16 protein-coding genes are annotated in these 16,938 nt (G+C 58.6%); 8 read left to right on the top strand and 8 right to left on the bottom strand.

Annotated features, from left to right (window positions below; all coding sequences use genetic code 11):
* Nucleotides 1-4: 4 nt before the first annotated feature.
* Complete coding sequence (locus Ga0074115_RS04345; RefSeq protein ID WP_005965094.1) at nt 5-406, top strand: hypothetical protein; 402 nt, start codon at nt 5-7, stop codon at nt 404-406.
* On the opposite strand, the gene Ga0074115_RS04340 is transcribed toward Ga0074115_RS04345, so the two are convergent.
* Both Ga0074115_RS04340 and Ga0074115_RS04335 read right to left on the bottom strand, forming a co-directional pair.
* The gene (locus Ga0074115_RS04340; RefSeq protein WP_057956482.1) at nt 397-666 is read right to left on the bottom strand and encodes a hypothetical protein; all 270 of its coding nucleotides are present in this window, start codon (nt 664-666) and stop codon (nt 397-399) included. The genes Ga0074115_RS04345 and Ga0074115_RS04340 overlap by 10 nt on opposite strands.
* Before the next feature lie 87 nt (nt 667-753).
* Nucleotides 754-1,410 carry a histidinol-phosphatase gene (locus Ga0074115_RS04335; RefSeq protein WP_057956481.1) on the bottom strand — a complete coding sequence of 219 codons (657 nt, stop codon included), beginning with the start codon at nt 1,408-1,410 and terminating at the stop codon, nt 754-756.
* 143 nt (nt 1,411-1,553) lie between these two features.
* On the opposite strand from Ga0074115_RS04335, the gene Ga0074115_RS04330 reads away from it, so the two are divergent.
* Nucleotides 1,554-2,078: an RNA pyrophosphohydrolase gene (locus Ga0074115_RS04330; protein ID WP_006475737.1), complete on the top strand. Its 525-nt coding sequence runs from the start codon at nt 1,554-1,556 to the stop codon at nt 2,076-2,078.
* A gap of 58 nt (nt 2,079-2,136) precedes the next feature.
* A complete protein-coding gene (gene ptsP / locus Ga0074115_RS04325; RefSeq protein ID WP_057956480.1) occupies nt 2,137-4,398 on the top strand; it encodes a phosphoenolpyruvate--protein phosphotransferase in 2,262 nt (753 codons plus the stop codon).
* Between the two features lie 7 nt (nt 4,399-4,405).
* On the opposite strand, the gene Ga0074115_RS04320 is transcribed toward ptsP, so the two are convergent.
* Complete coding sequence (locus tag Ga0074115_RS04320) at nt 4,406-6,202, bottom strand: Na/Pi cotransporter family protein (RefSeq protein WP_057956479.1); 1,797 nt, start codon at nt 6,200-6,202, stop codon at nt 4,406-4,408.
* A 250-nt stretch (nt 6,203-6,452) separates the two neighbouring features.
* Here Ga0074115_RS04320 and Ga0074115_RS04315 point away from each other — a divergent pair, with 250 nt between their 5' ends.
* Nucleotides 6,453-7,115 carry a fumarylacetoacetate hydrolase family protein gene (locus tag Ga0074115_RS04315; RefSeq protein ID WP_060528248.1) on the top strand — a complete coding sequence of 221 codons (663 nt, stop codon included), beginning with the start codon at nt 6,453-6,455 and terminating at the stop codon, nt 7,113-7,115.
* A gap of 24 nt (nt 7,116-7,139) precedes the next feature.
* On the opposite strand, the gene Ga0074115_RS04310 is transcribed toward Ga0074115_RS04315, so the two are convergent.
* On the bottom strand, nt 7,140-8,459 hold the full coding sequence (locus tag Ga0074115_RS04310) for an MltF family protein (protein ID WP_232432903.1): 1,320 nt from the start codon (nt 8,457-8,459) through the stop codon (nt 7,140-7,142).
* A gap of 247 nt (nt 8,460-8,706) precedes the next feature.
* On the opposite strand from Ga0074115_RS04310, the gene lexA reads away from it, so the two are divergent.
* On the top strand, nt 8,707-9,342 hold the full coding sequence (lexA, locus tag Ga0074115_RS04305; protein WP_057956608.1) for a transcriptional repressor LexA: 636 nt from the start codon (nt 8,707-8,709) through the stop codon (nt 9,340-9,342).
* Nucleotides 9,343-9,350: 8 nt separating this feature from the next.
* Nucleotides 9,351-9,956 (top strand): translesion DNA synthesis-associated protein ImuA, encoded by a 606-nt coding sequence (gene imuA, locus Ga0074115_RS04300; protein WP_057956609.1) that lies wholly within the window; start codon nt 9,351-9,353, stop codon nt 9,954-9,956.
* A 69-nt stretch (nt 9,957-10,025) separates the two neighbouring features.
* On the opposite strand, the gene Ga0074115_RS04295 is transcribed toward imuA, so the two are convergent.
* From Ga0074115_RS04295 to Ga0074115_RS04285, 3 genes are all read right to left on the bottom strand, one after another.
* Nucleotides 10,026-10,703 carry a TIGR04211 family SH3 domain-containing protein gene (locus Ga0074115_RS04295; RefSeq protein ID WP_057956610.1) on the bottom strand — a complete coding sequence of 226 codons (678 nt, stop codon included), beginning with the start codon at nt 10,701-10,703 and terminating at the stop codon, nt 10,026-10,028.
* 111 nt (nt 10,704-10,814) lie between these two features.
* Nucleotides 10,815-11,738, bottom strand: coding sequence for an ornithine carbamoyltransferase (gene argF, locus Ga0074115_RS04290; protein ID WP_057956611.1), 924 nt, complete (start codon nt 11,736-11,738; stop codon nt 10,815-10,817).
* Nucleotides 11,739-11,760: 22 nt separating this feature from the next.
* Nucleotides 11,761-12,930: an aspartate aminotransferase family protein gene (locus Ga0074115_RS04285; protein WP_057956612.1), complete on the bottom strand. Its 1,170-nt coding sequence runs from the start codon at nt 12,928-12,930 to the stop codon at nt 11,761-11,763.
* A gap of 202 nt (nt 12,931-13,132) precedes the next feature.
* Here Ga0074115_RS04285 and Ga0074115_RS04280 point away from each other — a divergent pair, with 202 nt between their 5' ends.
* Together Ga0074115_RS04280 and Ga0074115_RS04275 are read left to right on the top strand one after the other, a co-directional pair.
* The gene (locus Ga0074115_RS04280; RefSeq protein WP_057956613.1) at nt 13,133-13,588 is read left to right on the top strand and encodes a hypothetical protein; all 456 of its coding nucleotides are present in this window, start codon (nt 13,133-13,135) and stop codon (nt 13,586-13,588) included.
* Between the two features lie 69 nt (nt 13,589-13,657).
* Nucleotides 13,658-14,806, top strand: coding sequence for a methyl-accepting chemotaxis protein (locus Ga0074115_RS04275; RefSeq protein ID WP_232432902.1), 1,149 nt, complete (start codon nt 13,658-13,660; stop codon nt 14,804-14,806).
* Nucleotides 14,807-14,855: 49 nt separating this feature from the next.
* Here Ga0074115_RS04275 and Ga0074115_RS04270 read toward each other — a convergent pair whose 3' ends face one another.
* On the bottom strand, nt 14,856-16,760 hold the full coding sequence (locus Ga0074115_RS04270; RefSeq protein ID WP_057956615.1) for a thrombospondin type 3 repeat-containing protein: 1,905 nt from the start codon (nt 16,758-16,760) through the stop codon (nt 14,856-14,858).
* Nucleotides 16,761-16,938 lie beyond the last annotated feature (178 nt).

Below are 16,938 nucleotides of genomic sequence, written 5' to 3'. Positions count from 1 at the left end.
CGACATGCTTGAGTATATCTTTTTCGACGAGCGCCCCTGGCGGCGTTTTATTGAGTTTCTTGATGAACAGAAGCTGGCTCCGATTATCTCTCACGGCCCTGAGGAGTGGGTGGTGGGGCTGCCGGAGGACCTGGACGACGAGCTGGATGCGCGTATCGAGGCCTTCTACGATGAGATGCTTGCCTACAATGAGGCGCTGGTGACGGAGGAGGAGGGGGCGCAGCAGGTGCATACCACCGGCATTAATGTGACCCTGAAAGATGGTCGGCAGGTGCAGGCGGCGATCGATCCGCTGCTGATGAACCGGCTGCTGGAGGCGGTGACGCCGGAGGAGCTGGGGGTGTTTGTCAATGCCATTGTGGATGCGGTGGAGCATCCGGACGAACGCTCGCTCTGTCAGCGCTGAGGTATCTGCCTGATGGTCTGCTCGGCGCGCCGGGCCCGTTCCTGGGCTGCCTGTTCGAGCTGTTGCGCTTCAATGCGCGCCGCTTTTTTGCGCTCTACCAGTTCGATGTACTCTTTGGGGGTGAGGGTGATTCCTTTTTCCGGTGGCTGTTCGGCGTTTTGCAGTGCCCAGATCACGGCCCCGATCAGCACGATCAGGACGATGAAGAAGACGTTGCGGTTGGTCTGCTGCTGTTTAACGTGACGGTCGAACATCCCCATGCTTTTGCCTTGCCTCGTGTGTGGTGCTTGTCCCTCTGATTATGGACGATTATCCGACCTGCGCTGGTCTGATCGGCAGAGGGGGCTTCACTCTCTGAGGCTGATTACCGGCCAACCGCGCTGCCGGGCGGTCTCGGCCAGGCTTGGGTCCGGGTCCACCGCCACCGGGTGGTCGACCTGTTCCAGCAGCGGCAGGTCGTTGTGTGAGTCGCTGTAGAACCAGCTGTCACGCAGGTCGAGCTGGTGGTCTGCCATCCACTGCTGCAGCCGCCGGACCTTGCCCGCCTGGAAGCAGGGTTCCCCCGCTACTTCGCCGGTGTAGTGGCCGTCGATCTGCTCCGGTTCGGTGGCGATCAGCTGCTGCACGCCGAAACGTTCAGCGATCGGGCGGGTGACGAACGAGTTGGTGGCGGTGATAATCAGCAGCTCATCACCGGCCTTGCGATGTCTCTGCAGCAGTGCTTGTGCCGCATCGCTGATGATCGGATCGATTTTCTGCGTGAGAAACTCCTCCCGCCAAGCCTGCAGCTGTTCTGGTGCATGCTCGCGCAGAGGGCGCAGGGAGAAGCGCAGGAACTCGAAGATGTCGAGTCGACCCTCCTTGTACTCCTTATAAAAGCGCTCGTTTTCCTGTTCGTAGTAGTCGCCGTCGACTATGCCCTGTTCTACCAGGAAACGGCCCCAGAGATAGTCGGAATCACCCAACAGCAGGGTGTTGTCGAGGTCGAAGAGGGCGAGCGCCATAGGTCAGTCCTGATCTTGTGCGGAGGAAGGCGGAAAACACTACAGGAAAGTTGTTTATAAGCAAAGACTGATCCTGTGGCGGCTTGCCGGTTCAGGTTGATTGTGGAAAAATCCGGGCAACATCAAAGACTAGCGGCGCTATTGTGATCGACACCGACGGTTTCCGACCCAACGTTGGCATTATCCTCTGTAACGGCAATCGCCAGCTGTTCTGGGGGCGCCGTATTGGGCAGAATTCCTGGCAGTTCCCCCAGGGCGGTATTGATTCTGATGAGACACCAGAGCAGGCGATGTACCGCGAGTTGGAGGAGGAGATCGGCCTTACGGAGGACCAGGTCGAGTTGCTCGGCGCCACCCGCGGCTGGTTGCGCTACCGACTGCCGAAGCGTTACATTCGAAAGAACTGCCAGCCGCGCTGCATCGGGCAGAAGCAGGTCTGGTTTCTACTCAAGATCGACTGTGGTGAAGAAGCCTTCTGCTTCGACACGACCGGAACCCCTGAGTTTGACAACTGGCGCTGGGTAAAATACTGGCAGCCAATCCGGGAAGTGATCTACTTCAAACGCAACGTCTATACCCGGGCCCTTGAGGAGTTGGCGCCGCTGCTCTATCCCGATGGGGTGCCGGTGCGCAGCCACTCCAACTATCTGCGCCAGAACCGGCGCTGAGTTCTTACACCAGGCCTCGTCTCAATGGACTGGCGGGCCTTAACCAGATAGGGAGTTGATGCTCGGGACCCTCCATCGGATTGTCAATGAGGTAAACGGTGCTGCCGATCTGGGTTCGGCACTGGATATCATCGTCTCGCGTGTGAAGTCCGCGATCACGGCGGATGTCTGCTCTGTCTATCTAACCGATTTTGAGCGCCGCGAACATGTGTTGCGCGCTACTGATGGCCTGGCGACTGAGTCGGTGGGCAAGGTACGTCTGCCGTTGCATCGCGGCCTGATCGGGCTGGTCTGCGAACGGGCCGAGCCGGTCAATCTGGCGGATGCGCCGAACCACAATCGTTACCTGTTTGTCAGCGAGACCGGCGAGACCCACTTCAGCGGCTTTCTTGGTGTGCCGATCATTCAGAACCGGCGCGTGCTCGGGGTGCTGGTGGTGCGTCAGTTCGAACAGCGCAGTTTTGACGATAATGAGGTGACCTTCCTCTTCACTCTAGCGGCGCAGCTGGCGGGGGCGATCATCCATGCGCAGACTAGTGGCGACCTGGTTATCATCGAAGATGAGGCGCCGCTCACCCGCTTTCTCAAAGGTCGCTCTGGTGCGCCAGGTGTCGCCCTGGGGCATGCTGTGGTGGTCTACCCGCCAGCCGATCTGAGAGCGATTCCCGACCGCCCCTGTGTCGATTCCGACGTGGATGAGGATGAGTTTCGCAGCGCAGTGGCGGCGGTGGTCGAAGACATGATGGCGCTGGCGGACCGGGTCGATGAGAGCCTGCCGGCGGAGGACCGGGCGCTGTTCGATGCTTGGTTGATGATGCTCGGTAGCGACTCCTTGATTGGCAAGACGGTGGAGCGCATCCACGCTGGCAACTGGGCTGCCGGGGCGTTGCGTCAGACCATCGAAGAGCACGCCAAGGTGTTCGATGCGATGGACGATGTCTATTTGCGTGAACGCGCCTCGGATGTACGCGATCTGGGGCGGCGTATCCTGATGCATCTGCAACAGGCGCGTTCTGAACCGATAGAGTATCAGCCCGGTACCATTCTGGTGGGGGAGGAGGTCAGCGCCATGCAGTTGGCTGAGGTGCCCGAGGGGCGATTGGCGGGTATCGTTTCGGCGAAAGGTGCCAGCTTCTCCCATGTGGCGATCCTGGCCCGTGCCATGGGGGTGCCAGCGGTGATGGGTGCCAGAGATCTGCCGGTGGGGCGGGTCGATGGGCGCCGTCTGATCGTGGATGGTTATCGTGGGCGGGTCTATATCTCCCCCGCCTCCTCGGTACAGAAGGAGTATCAGCGCCTCGCCGATGAGGATCGGGCGCTGAGCCAGGAGCTGGAGTCGATCCGGGCGCTCCCCTCCGAGACCACCGACGGGGTTGAGGTGCCGCTGCACATGAATGCCGGGCTGGTGTCGGAGATGAGCAGCCTGGGGCTGGCTGAGGCGGCCGGGATCGGCCTCTACCGCACCGAGGTGCCGTTCATGGTGCGTGACAGCTTCCCCGGTGAGTCGGTGCAGACCGCCAACTACCGAAGTGTGCTGGAGACCTTCGCACCTCGCCCGGTTACCATCCGTACCCTGGATATTGGTGGCGACAAGCCGTTGCCCTATTTTCCGGTCAACGAGTCGAATCCATTTCTCGGCTGGCGCGGCATCCGTATCTCGCTGGATCATCCGGAGATTTTCCTCACCCAGGTGCGCGCCATGCTGCGAGCCGCCAGCGGCCTGGATAATCTGCGCATCCTGCTGCCGATGATCAGCACCGTGAGTGAGGTGGACGATGCGCTGTTGCTAATCCAGCGTGCCAGGGATGAGTTGATCGATGAGGGTTTTGTGGTGCAGATGCCCCAGGTGGGGGTGATGATCGAGGTGCCTGCCGCGGTCTATCAGGTGGAGGCGCTGGCGCGGCGGGTCGACTTTCTCTCCGTCGGCACCAACGATCTGACCCAGTACCTGTTGGCGGTGGATCGCAATAATTCTCATGTAGCGGCGCTCTATGATGATCTCCATCCTGCGGTGATTCAGGCGCTGATCCAGGTGCTGGAGGGGGCGGCGAGGTTTAACCGGGAGGTAAGCGTCTGCGGTGAGATGGCCGGTAATCCGGCGGCGGTGCTACTGCTGCTGGGGATGGGGGTACACACCCTCAGCATGAGCGCCGGCTCCCTGTTGCGGGTGAAGCGGGTGGTGCGCTCGGTGAGCCGGGCTCGGGCCAGAGAGTTGTTGCAGGCAGCGTTGCGTTGTGAGCGGCCGGCTGAGGTCAGTGAGCTGTTGAATAACGCCTTGGAACAGATCGGGCTCGGCGGCCTGGTGCGGGCTGGCAAATAATCCTTCTTCAGTTCTTGGTGCTGGCCTCCTCCAGCGTTTTTTCCTCCGGTGTTTGCTGAGCGTCGATCTCAGCGATCTGGGTATCGGTCGGTGAATAGAGCACCGTGGAGATGTCTACCAGCATCTGGGTGATGCGCCTGGCGTTGGCGCTGTCGTTGATCAGGGAGCTGGCCATGCGATCGCTGATCTCACCCTTCATGATCAGTTTCTGGATCCGCCCGCTCTCCAGCACGTCCAGCTCTTCAGCCTTGGCGCGCTGAAGTTTTATCTTCTGCAGATGTTCCTCCAGGTGTTCAGAAGAGCCGATGCGGTGAATTTCACGCACTACCTTGAGGATGCGCCGGCGCAATACGTTGTACTCGCGTCGAATCTCCTGGTTGTCTGAGCCGATGAAGCGTTCGATGTTGCGGTTGAGCGGTTTCATCTGTTTCACCACCTGCACCAGCATGCGGTTGGCGATCAGAATATTGCGGATGCTCTCGATTTCCGGCTGCTGTAGCGGGAGTTTGCTCTGCAGTTGTGTGGCGTACTCGAGGATGCGGCCGTAGATGGTCTTGATGCGGGTGGCGTAGACCTGGTCGATGTCGATCGGGATGGCCTGGTTGGATTTCTCCAGGATTTGTCGCAGCTTCTGCTCTGATTCAATATCTCCGCGATGCACGCTGAGACCGTGGGCAAGGATCTTGTAGGCACTGTTTTCTAACAGTCGTAGTGATTCGTCCTTGAGTGCCTTGATGCCGGTCTGGGGAAACCTCAGGGAGGCTTCAGTGAGGAATTTGGGTTCGTCGATCTCGCGTTCTTTTTCAATCACTGGTGGCACCCAGGCCTCGGCGATCTTGACGATGCTGGGGACAAAGCCGAGCAGGAACAGAGTGTTGAGGATGTTGAAGCTGGTGTGGAACAGAGAGAGCGCTACCGGGATGGCGGTTGCGTTTAGGAAAGGGGACTCTCCCGCCAGTTCTTCTGCTATCCCGCCGACCCAATCGATGAATGGATAAAACAGCAACAGGATGCCGATGACCCCAATGAGGTTGAACAGCAGGTGTGCCCGGGCTGCACGCTTGGCATGATAGTTGGCCACCAGCGCTGCCAGATTGGCGGTGATGGTGGTGCCGAGGTTTTGTCCCAACACCATCGCAGCGGCGCTGTCGAAGGGGAGCCAGCCTTCATGACACATCACCAAGGTCAGGGCCATGGCGGCACTGGATGATTGCACGATCAGAGTCAGCAGAGTGCCAGCCACCATGAAGAACAGCACCGAGAAGTAGCCCAGCGTGGTGTACTCTACGAGAAAGGCGAGGACCTCGGGGTGGTTGCGGATGTCGGGCACCGAGTCTTTAAGAAACTGCAGGCCGATGAACAGCAGGGCAAAGCCGATGATGAATCGGCCCCAGTTTTTGTTGGTTTTACGTTGTGACAGGCTGAGCAGAAAGCCGGCGCCGATCAATGGGATAGCGATGGCGCTTATCTCTACCTTGAAGCCGAGGATGGAGATCAGCCAGGCGGTGACGGTGGTGCCAATGTTGGCTCCCATGATCACGCCGACCGCCTCGGTCAGGGTCAGTAGGCTGGCATTGACGAAGCTGACCACCATCAGGGTAGTGGCGGAGGATGACTGGATCACGGCGGTGATGAAGAAGCCGGTGAGCACGGCAAAGATACGGTTGGAGGTGGTGGTGGCCAGTATCGAACGCATCCGGTTACCAGCCAGATGCAGCAGGGCATCGCTCATCACCGTCATGCCATAGAGAAACAGGCCGAGTGAGCCGAGCAGTGTCAGGATGTTGCTGAAGCCGTAGTCCATAGGCGGGTTATCTGGGTTGACCCGGTTGTTTGTTTAAGCGCTGCGGGGCTTGCTTGGTGTTTATCAATTGATGACTCTTCGCATTATTCACTTGTTTGAAATATGGAGGGAGAGCGCAAATATAGTGACTCGTCTGCGGTGTGTTGGAGGCATATGAAATAATTAGCAGTATGGCTTGAAAGTGGCAATGCAAACCAGTTGATTTTGCAATGTGTTGTCAATATGTGGAAGCGAGAAAGGGGAGGAGTGGATGGGCTACAGGCATCGATGGACAGATGGTGAGGCGCTGGATCTGCCGAACGGCAAGGTGGTCTGTGTGGGGCGCAACTATGTGGGTCACGTCAAGGAGTTCGACAGCTCGCTCCCCACCGAGCCGCTGTTGTTTGTCAAACCCGACACCACCCTGGTTGATATGCAGCAGCCTGTTGTGATCCCCACTGACAAGGGTGCGGTGCATCATGAGGTGGAACTGGCGATGCTGATTGGTGAAACGCTCACTCACGTCTCAAAGGAGCGGGTAAAATCCGCCATTGTTGGAGTTGGACTGGCACTCGACCTGACCCTGCGGGATATTCAGGCGCGGCTGAAAAGTGCTGGCCATCCCTGGGAGAAGTCGAAGGCGTTTGACGGTAGCTGCCCGCTCTCCGGTTTTCTGCCGATGGAGCAGCTGACGTCGCTGAGCTCCATCGAGTTCAGTCTGGTGGTCAACGGTGAACAGCGGCAGAGTGCAAACAGCGCCGACATGATCTTTGATACTCAGACCCTAATCGCCCACATCAGTGAGTTTTTTACCCTCCGCCCGGGGGATCTGGTGCTCACCGGCACCCCGGCTGGGGTAGGGCCGCTCAAGGCCGGGGATCGCTTCTCCTGCTCGATTGGTGAGCTGTTGCAGGTTGACTCGGTGGTGGTGTAGGAGCACTGCTGGCGTTGCCAAATGTTATTTGACAGAAGTCTGTTCTTTTATGGCTGCCTGTGAGGCATCCTGCAGGGCAAATGCAAGCCGGTAGGCGGTGTAGTATTTGAGGATGTTGCGCACATATCGCACCGTTTCCTGTCCGACCAGGTGCAACGCTGCTTGCTCCACGTTGCCGAACCAGCGGTTCGGGTCGAGACCCATCGCCTTGGCTTTGTCGCGCATGCGTCGCACCTTGGCTGGGCCGGCGTTGTAGGCGGCGAGACTGAAGAAGAGTCGATCCTGCGGCAGGATCTCGGCATCGCTGAAGTAGCGATCCCGGATCCAGGCCAGGTACTTCACGCCGGCATGGATATTGTTCTCCAGCTGGTCGATGCTTGTGATTGCGACCATCGTGTCGGCAGCGGTGGTCGGTCGGATCTGCATGATGCCCAACGCCCCCGAGGGGTTGCGTTTGCTCTGCTCGAGCCCTGACTCCTGATAGGCCTGGGCGGCGATGGTGAGCCAGTCGAAGTGGTACTGTGTGGCGTACTTCTCCATCAGACCGCGCACCCGCATCAGCTTGTCCTGCTCGCCCGGTTGCAGCGGGTTTTTGATCCAGCGAGTGTTGCGATAGTACCGTTGAAACAGCATGTTGCCGAGCAGGGTGCCCTTTTTGATCTTGCCGATAAAATCGTTCAGGCTGGCGCGCAGTTTCGGGTTTTCTTTGCGTACAGCCCAGGCGATCTTCCCGCCACTGTGGATCTGCAGCGTGCGGTGCAGCACCAGGTTGGGCAGCAGTTTTGCCCAGATGGTGGCGATGTGGTCGTCGGCAAACGTGTAGTCGATCACCTTGGCACTGAGCATCTCGAGCAGGTCTTCCGTCTGCAGATGCGAGTCAACCTCAACCAGTTTGATCGGTTCGATATGAGCCTGTTTGAAATGTTGGTTTAGCGCTCGCAGATGATCGACATAGCTGCTGCCTCGCAGTAGGTGAACCCGCTGCCCGGCCAGATCCTCTAACTTATCAACCGGTTTCGCCTTGTCTGAAGCGACCAGAATCTCCTGCACATTGGGCAGGTAGGGCGCGGTGAAATCGACCAGTTGACGGCGCTGTGGTGTGATCGTCATACCGGCGGCAACGACATCACCGCGTCCCTCGATCAGCGCTGGCAGCAGCTGCTCGAAAGGGAGTGGGATGTAGATAAAGCTGGTCGCGATCTGGTTGTTTTTCTTCTCCTGATTGAGGTGTTTGCGGTACTGCTCCATCAGTTCGAATTCAAAGCCTTGGTGGCGTCCGTCGTGCAGGAAAAAATTAGTGCGGTTGTGGTTGACTAGGACGCGGATGGCGGTGCGTTGCTGCATCGCCGGCAGATCATCAGTGAAAGGCTGGTTGGCCGGCTGCAGGGCAGAAAGTCCGTTTGCCTCCCTGGCCGACAGGTGGGGAACGCAGAGTAAAAAAAGCGGCAGAAAAAGAGACGCTGTTTTGCTGAATATCGACACAGGACAGATCCGCTGGGATTTGAATCATTCTGGCACAGAGGTAGTCGGCTTGCAGAGCAATGGATACTGTATATAATTACAGTATTCGTGATGTGACCGGACCGAGCCGATGAAACTGACTCCTCGCCAAACGCAGATTCTGGAACTGATTCGCAGCCATCTGGCCGACACAGGCTTTCCCCCGACTCGTGCCGAGATTGCCGAAGCTCTGGGGTTTCGTTCGGTAAATTCGGCAGAGGAACACCTGCGCGCGCTGGCGAAAAAGGGTGCTATCGAGCTGTTGAAGGGCACCTCCCGCGGCATCCGTCTGCTGGAGAGCGAAAAGCCTGAAGCGGGCCTGCCAGTGGTGGGGCAAGTTGCTGCGGGTCAACCGATTCTGGCGCAGGAGCATATCGAAGAGCGCTATGACTTTTCTCCTGATCTGTTCCAGCCACGTGCGGACTATCTGCTGCGGGTGCAGGGCATGAGTATGAAAGATATCGGCATCATGGATGGTGACCTGCTGGCAGTGCACTGCTCCCAGGATGTACGCAATGGTCAGATCGTGGTGGCAAGGATTGAGGATGAGGTGACGGTGAAACGCTTCTTCCGCGATGAGCGCAGTAGTCACTTGGTGGTACTGCTGCCGGAGAATGATGATTTTGAACCAATTCGGGTCGACCTGCGCGAGCAGTCCCTGACAATTGAGGGGCTTGGGGTCGGTGTTTTGCGCCAGGGATTAGGTGCTCCATTCAAGTTTCGCTAGAGGTGGGGATGGAACTGGAGCAGCTGTTATACGAACAACAAGATTTCTGGCATGGAGGGCAGAGCAAAGACGATTCGGCAGCGGTGCTGGCCACTGGCTTTGATGCGCTGGATGAACTGGTGGGAGGCTGGCCGCGAGGTGATCTGAGCGAGATCCACTGCGATGCGGAGGGGCTAGCTTGTCTTAACCTAGTGATACCGCTGCTAGCCCGCCTCAGTGTGGAGTCGCGCTGGATCGCCTGGATCGCGCCGCCGTCGATTCCCGATGCGTTGGCGTTGCAGGCCTGGGGCGTAGACCTGTCACGGGTCTTGCTGGTGCATCCACCGGATTCTGCTGGGAAACTTTGGGCGCTGGAGCAGGCGCTGGCATCGGGCACCTGCAGCGCGGTACTTGCCTGGCCGGAGACGCTGAGCCTTTTGCAGGGCCAGCAACTGCGGCGGGCTGCACAGCAAGGTGATGCGGTGGGTCTACTGTTTCAGTCACAGCAAAGGGCTGTCCACTCTTCTGCCGCAGCACTTCGTCTGCAGGTCCATCCGCGTGCCGACGGGATGCGTCTGGAGCTTCTCAATCTGCCAGATGGCGGGGGGGCGGCCTCACTCCACATCACACTCTAGTATCACAATCTGATCGATCGTCCGGAAACTATAGCAATGGCTGTGCATTTGCTGGCGACCGGCCTCTGTTTAAAGCGCGCCCCAGTTGTTGCGACGGCGCTGGAAGCGGAGGTGGGGCAGCAGCAGGCCGATCAGAATTCCAGCAATCACGACGGCTGCGCCGATAAGAAACCAGTCGCGGTTCGACTCGTTGCTGAGATCCCGGTTCTGCTGCCTCAGGTCGGCGACGTTGCGGGTCAGGTCAGCAACCTGCTTGCGCAGGTCGTTGCGTTCGTTGGAGATGCGGATGGCGTTTGAGGCAGTGCGCTGGATGCTCTGCAGCTCCTGATTGAGCTGATTTCTGGTCTGTTGCAGGGCCTTGTGTTCCTGCAGCAGGCTGTCGTGTTGTCGCTGCAACCGGGCGAGTTTGCCGCTCAATTCAGCGGGGGCAGATTCGAGCTCATGAACGCGTTGCTGCAAGGTCTTGAGCTGGTTGCGGGCGCTCGGCTGGCTCATCAGCTGGCGACTCAGTACATATCCCTCCAAGCCGCTGGCGGTGCGGATCTTGGAGTAACCGCTCTCTGAGTTGGTAGAGAGCAGATCGATCTGATCACCACTATTCAACATGCGCAGAATGCGATGGGTTGAGCTTTCGCCGGAACGCATGGTCACCTTAAAAGTGTCGGTGATATAGGCGGGCTTTGCCTGGGCCAGCAGGGGGAGGGCCAGCAGAAGCAGAGCAATGCTTAATTGGAAGGGGAGCCGCATCACAGTATTCCGTTAAGTGGTGGTCCTGAAAGAGATGTATTGTCGCAGTTTTTCTCAGAAGAATTTCTGATCATTCCCACGTTTTTCTGTTTCGAGTCGCTAAAAAGGTGGCTATTTTTGTTTGCTAAGCAGCAGGAATTCGAGTAAAGCCTTTTGCGAGTGAAGGCGGTTCTCTGCTTCATCCCAGACGACGCTGTCGGGAGCATCGATGACTGCAGCGCTAACCTCTTCGCCGCGATGAGCTGGCAGGCAGTGCATGAATAGTGCGTCCGGATTTGCGATGGCCATCATCGCCTCATCAACCTTGAAATCGGAGAAGGCCTTCTCCCGCTGCTGCTGTTCCTCCTCCTGACCCATGCTGGCCCAGACGTCGGTGACGACCAGGTCGGCGGCCTTGGCTGCAGCCATCGGATCGCGAGTCACTTGGCAACGATCGCCCGCTGCGGTAAGGATCTGATTGTCAGGGTCATAGCCTTCCGGGCAGGCGATGCTGAGCTGAAAATCGAACTGGCGCGCCGCGTTGATGTAGGAGTGGCACATATTATTGCCGTCGCCGATCCAGGCCACGGTTTTGCCTTGGATCGAGCCGCGATGCTCCACATAGGTCTGCATATCCGCGAGCAGCTGGCAGGGGTGATAGAGATCAGTGAGCGCATTGATTACCGGCACCTGAGAGTATTCGGCAAAACGCTCAATTTTCTCCTGCTCGAAGGTGCGGATCATGATGATATCGACCATACGAGACATCACCCGCGCGCTGTCCTCGATTGGTTCGCCGCGCCCCAGTTGAGTATCGCGGGGCGAGAGGAACAGTGCGTGTCCACCGAGCTGGGCCATGCCGACCTCAAACGAGATGCGGGTGCGGGTGGAGGATTTCTCAAACACCATGCCCAGGTTTTTTTGTATTAACGGGGCATAGATCTCGCTGGCATGAGTCATGCGTTTGAGCTCGATGGCGCGGTCGATCAGGTCGATCAGCTCCTGACTGCTGAGATCAAGCAGGGAGAGGAAGTGCCTGGGTTGAGTGTCGTTCATGTCTGCTTCCTCAAGGGAATGCTCAGAGAAAATCGTGAATCAGTGCACTAACGCCTGAGATGATCTGGTCCGCCTCCGCATCGCTGATGATCAGCGGTGGGATCAGCCGGATCACGCGCTCGGCCGCGACGTTGATCAGCAGTCCCTGTTGCAGGGCCTTGCTGACCAGTTCGCCACAGGGCCGATCGAGCTCGATGCCCAGCAGCAGGCCGGCAGCGCGGATATCCATTACGCCATCGAGGTCGTCCAGCTGTTGTTTGAAGGCGGCGAGCATGCGCTCGCTGAGAGCTGCGGCGCGTTCCGGGATCGCTTCCGCCCGCATTGTCTCTACCACGCAGCATGCTACTCGGCAGGCGAGCGGGTTGCCGCCGAAGGTGGAGCCGTGGGTGCCCGGCCCGAGAACCTCGGCAGCCATCCCCTGTGCCAGGCAGGCGCCGATCGGTACGCCGTTGCCGAGGCCTTTGGCAAGAGTCATTACGTCGGGCAGGATGCCGTTGTGTTGATGTGCGAACAGCTTGCCGGTGCGGCCCATGCCGGTCTGGATCTCGTCGAGCATCATCAGCCAGCCCTGCTGGTCGCAGATCTCGCGCACTTGGTTGAGGTAGTCGGGGGCGGGGATATTCACGCCGCCTTCACCCTGTACCGGTTCCAACAGAACTGCCACTACGTCCTGGTTGTTGGCGGCGACCTGGGCGATTGCCGCGGCGTCGCCAAACGGGACCCGGATGAAGCCCTGCACCAGCGGCTCAAAACCCGCCTGCACCTTGCGGTTGCCGGTGGCGGAGAGAGTTGCCAGGGTGCGGCCGTGGAAGCTGCCTTCGGCGACGATGATCTGTGGTGTGGTGATGTCTTTGTTATGGCCGTGAAGCCGGGCGATCTTGATCGCGGCCTCGTTGGCTTCGGCGCCGGAGTTGGCGAAGAATACCCGCTGCATGCCAGAGAGCTGGGTGAGCAGGTCACCCAGCCGCTGCTGCTGCTGGATGCCGTAGAGGTTCGAGGTGTGGATCAGTTCGCCCGCCTGTTCGCACAGGGCCTGACGCACCGCCGGGTGGGCGTGGCCAAGATTGCAGACGGCGATGCCGCTCACCGCGTCCAGATAGCGCCGGCCATCAGTATCCCACAGCCAGGCGCCTTCGCCCCGCTCGAAGGTTACCGGTAGCCGTGCGTAGGTTGCCATCAATGAGTCAGCCATGAATCCATCCTGTAAAATAAAAAAGGCATCCTGATGGACGCCATTCTCACCAACATCCGCCGCTGTTTGGCCGGAAAATCGATTAGTTTACCTATGTATGTCGTTTGGCGCAAACTCACATCGGGCAGTGTAGATTTATCTGCCGCATTGGGCAGAATGCACCGCAGGTTCAGCTTTTTCATCATTTGATCAGGAGATACCCATGTCCCTTGCGCTGACGCTCCATCTGCTTGCTGCGATTGTCTGGGTAGGCGGTATGTTTTTTGCCCATATGGCGCTGCGTCCGGCGGCCAATGCGCTGCTTGAACCACCCCAGCGGTTGCCGTTGATGAAGCAGGTCTTTGACGGTTTTTTCCCCTGGGTGTGGGGCGCTGTGTTATCGATTCTCGCCAGCGGTTTCTGGCTGCTGTTTGTGCCTTTTAATGGTGAGGCGAAGGCCTCTGTTTGGGCGATGACGCTGATCGGCACCTTGATGGCGGTGATCTTCATCTTTATCTATGCGCGGCCCTACCAGCTGATGGGGCAGGCGCTTTCGGCGGGGGAGTTACCCAAAGCGGGGGGGGCGATGGCGCTGATCCGCCGTCTGATCGGTATCAATCTGATATTGGGTCTGCTGGTCACCGTGTTGGCGGTGATGGGCAAATACAGCGGTTTTTAATCGGCCACACGGCAGAAACCTCATGTTTTTCCCCCGACTGTCGATTGCTTGCTTGGGGATCTGTTTTTGATGTCTAAGGGGGTTGCGATGTTCCTATGTGGCAAAACAAAACGTGCATTGGGCGATGCTGAACAGCGGATTGAAGTGCTAGAACAGCAGCTTGCCGAGTTGTCGGAACAACAGCATACCCTGCAGCAGGAGCGTGACCACTACCAGGCAGAGGTGCAGCGCCTTAAACAGCAGCAGATGCTGGCGACCAGCATCTTTGCCAGCTTTGAGCACTTCGGCAAGAGCCTCGACTTGATGCAGGAGACAATGGGGGATATGGCCAAGCTGCTCAGCAGTGAGAAGGAGACGGCGGTGGTCTCTTCCACTGAATCGGAGGTGGCGCGGCATAAATCCTCGAAGATGGCTGATAACCTCAGTTCAATCTCCAGCGAGTTGAGTGATGCAGTCTCCTACATGGAGCAGCTCAATAGCCGCACCGATGCCATCGGCAATATCGTCGGCCTGATCAATGGAATCTCCGAGCAGACCAATCTGTTGGCGTTGAATGCGGCGATCGAGGCGGCGCGGGCGGGGGATCAAGGGCGTGGTTTTGCGGTGGTTGCCGATGAGGTGCGCAGTCTGTCGCACAAGACCGGTGAGGCCACCAAAGAGATCGCCAGTGAGGTGAGTCAGATTCAGAGCAGCTCATCGGATGCGGAGAAGCGCATGCGCCAGATCGCCAATGAGTCACAGAAACTGGCGCAGATCGGCGGCACCTTGGTCGATGGTATGAATAGCATTATCGGCCTCTCGCGGCAGATGGAGCAGGCGGTCTCTTCCGGATCGCTGCGCAGCTTTGTTGAGGTGGCGAAGATCGACCATCTGGTTTTCAAGGTTCAGGTCTACATGGTGCTGATGGGGCAGCTAGAGAAGCCGGCAGAGGCGTTCTCCAGCCATACGGATTGCCGTCTGGGACACTGGTACTACCAGGGCGAGGGGGTCAGCTGCTTCTCCAAGCTGGATGGTTACAAGGAGATTGAGAAACCTCACATTCGGGTGCATGAGGCAGGCAAGATGGCGGTCAACACTTTCCATGCACAGGATTTTGATCGATGCGTCGAGGCGATGCAGCAGATGGAACAGGCCAGCCTTGATGTGTTGGATAGCCTGGAGCACTTGGCAAAGTCCGGTGAAAACATGCCCGAGCTGTTGTGTCACCATCAAGGATGAGTGGTTGATGTGAACGGGCGACGCCGATTTGTGCCGGCGTCGCGTCGTCTCAGTTCATGCGGATCAGTTCCACGCGGCGGTTCATGGTTTGTCCCTCGAGGGATTCGTTGTCGGAGATCGGCTGTTCTTCACCAAACCCTTCCGCCGAGAGGCGCTCAGCGGCGACCCCATTGTCGCTGAGATAGTGCATCACAGTGATAGCGCGACGATGGGAGAGGTCTTTGTTGTATGCCGCATCGCCGCGGCTGTCGGTGTGTCCCGCCACCATCAATCGAAGCCCCTGATGGTGAATCAGGGTTCTGGCCACCTTGTCCAGGATGGAGACCGAACCCTGGGTGAGCTGGTCTGAATCGGTCTTGAAGTTGACGCCGTGCAGGGTGATGACCTCGGCTGGACTGCAGCCGGTGGTGTCCACCTCCTTGCCTGCCGCCGTGTTGGGGCAGAGATCGGCGTCATCGAAGATGCCATCCTGATCACTGTCGAGAGTCGATGCTGGGATGGGAGTGATCGGCTCTGCAATTTCGGGGCAGTCCGCTACAACGATCTCACAGCCGTCGCGGCTGACCTCTTTGTCGGCCGGTGTGTTGGGGCATTGATCGAGCCGGTCGACCACCTGATCACCATCCAGATCAGTCTCGCAGCCTTTGTTATCGACCCTGGCCTCGGCGGGAGTACCCGGACACTGATCAAGTCGGTCGATAACTGCGTCACTATCCTGATCCAGCTCGCAACCTCTATTGTCGACCATAAAACCGGCGCCGGTGCCCGGACACTGGTCAGGCTCGTCGGCCACGCCATCCTTGTCGGTGTCAATCATGATCGGCACCTGGGGCGGCAATATGCGTTCACAGCCGTCGGGGGTGACCTCTCTGCCGGCGGCCGTGTTCGGGCATTGATCGAGGCGGTCGATCACGCTGTCCCCATCCTGGTCTGTTTCGCAGCCGTGGCTGTCGACCCGGGCGCTGGCAGGGGTGTTGGGGCACTGATCGAGATGATCCACCACCTGATCCTGATCCCGATCGGTCTCGCAACCTCTGAGATCGACGCTGAGTTCGCTCGGGGTGGCTGGGCAGTCGTCCTGGCTGTTGACCACGCCGTCGTTGTCGCTGTCCACCTCACAACCGTTCGGCTTCACTTGCGCGCCCTGGGGGGTGGCCGGGCAGCGGTCGAGTGTGTCTGGGATCAGATCGCCATCGTTGTCGAGGCGGCAGCCGTCGGTGTCCACCACCGCGCCCTGAGGTGTATTGCGGCACTTGTCGTGGCTGTCGTCAATGCCGTCGCCATCGGTGTCGAGGGCGCAACCGAGATTGTTGACCAGGATGCCCGGGGCGGTTTTGGGGCAGTGGTCCAGGTTGTCGACAATGCCGTCCTGGTCGCTGTCGCTGAGCCGGTAGCGGATGGTGAAGACCAGATCATTCACCTGGTGGCCGTAGTAGGTGATGGTGTTCTCCCGCTTCACCCACTCGCCGTCGCGATTGCTTTCATAGGAGATCAGCTCGATGCCTTTGGGCAGCACCCAGGCGTAGACGAAGTTGTCGAAATCACCGGGCTTGTACCACATGCCGAAGTGGCCGTCGGCACGTTTCTCCTCGCGGGTGGTGAAGGTGTAGATGCCATCGTCAGAAAGGCTGAGCTGGTCGCTCAACTGCTCAGGATAGACCACCACATACTCCCCCTGGTTGAAGACCAGGGTGTTGACTGCCGGGTCTGAGGTGCCGTCCCAGTCGCGCTTGTTAGGGTAGATGTAGTAGAAGTCATTCAGCTCCAGCGATTTGGTGACGTGAAAGAGGAGCTTTGAGGCATCCCCCCGCAGGGCGCGATGAAACAGCGAGCTTCTGCCATCGGTCTGCAGGTAGATAATGTTCTCGGAAGTAACCTCGGCATAGGCGCTGGAGGCGAGCAGGCCGCTTGCCAGCAGGCCGAAGAGGGAGATAAAGGTGCGAATGGAAGCCATGATACTATCCCAGCGTTTGGCAGATGACGGTGTGGCGGATTCTGCAGTAAGGGGCGCCCGCCCTGCAAGGTGGAGGTGGTGGATGCCTGGTGATGGCAGGAAACGTCACAATTGTTGACGATTTCTATGCCAAACGATGGAGAAGTTATGGCTACACAACGTGCTGGAGTGATCGGCA

The organism is endosymbiont of Ridgeia piscesae (assembly GCF_001443665.1).
Taxonomy (GTDB): domain Bacteria; phylum Pseudomonadota; class Gammaproteobacteria; order Chromatiales; family Chromatiaceae; genus Endoriftia; species Endoriftia persephonae.
This window is presented reverse-complemented; position numbering and strand designations above follow the sequence as displayed.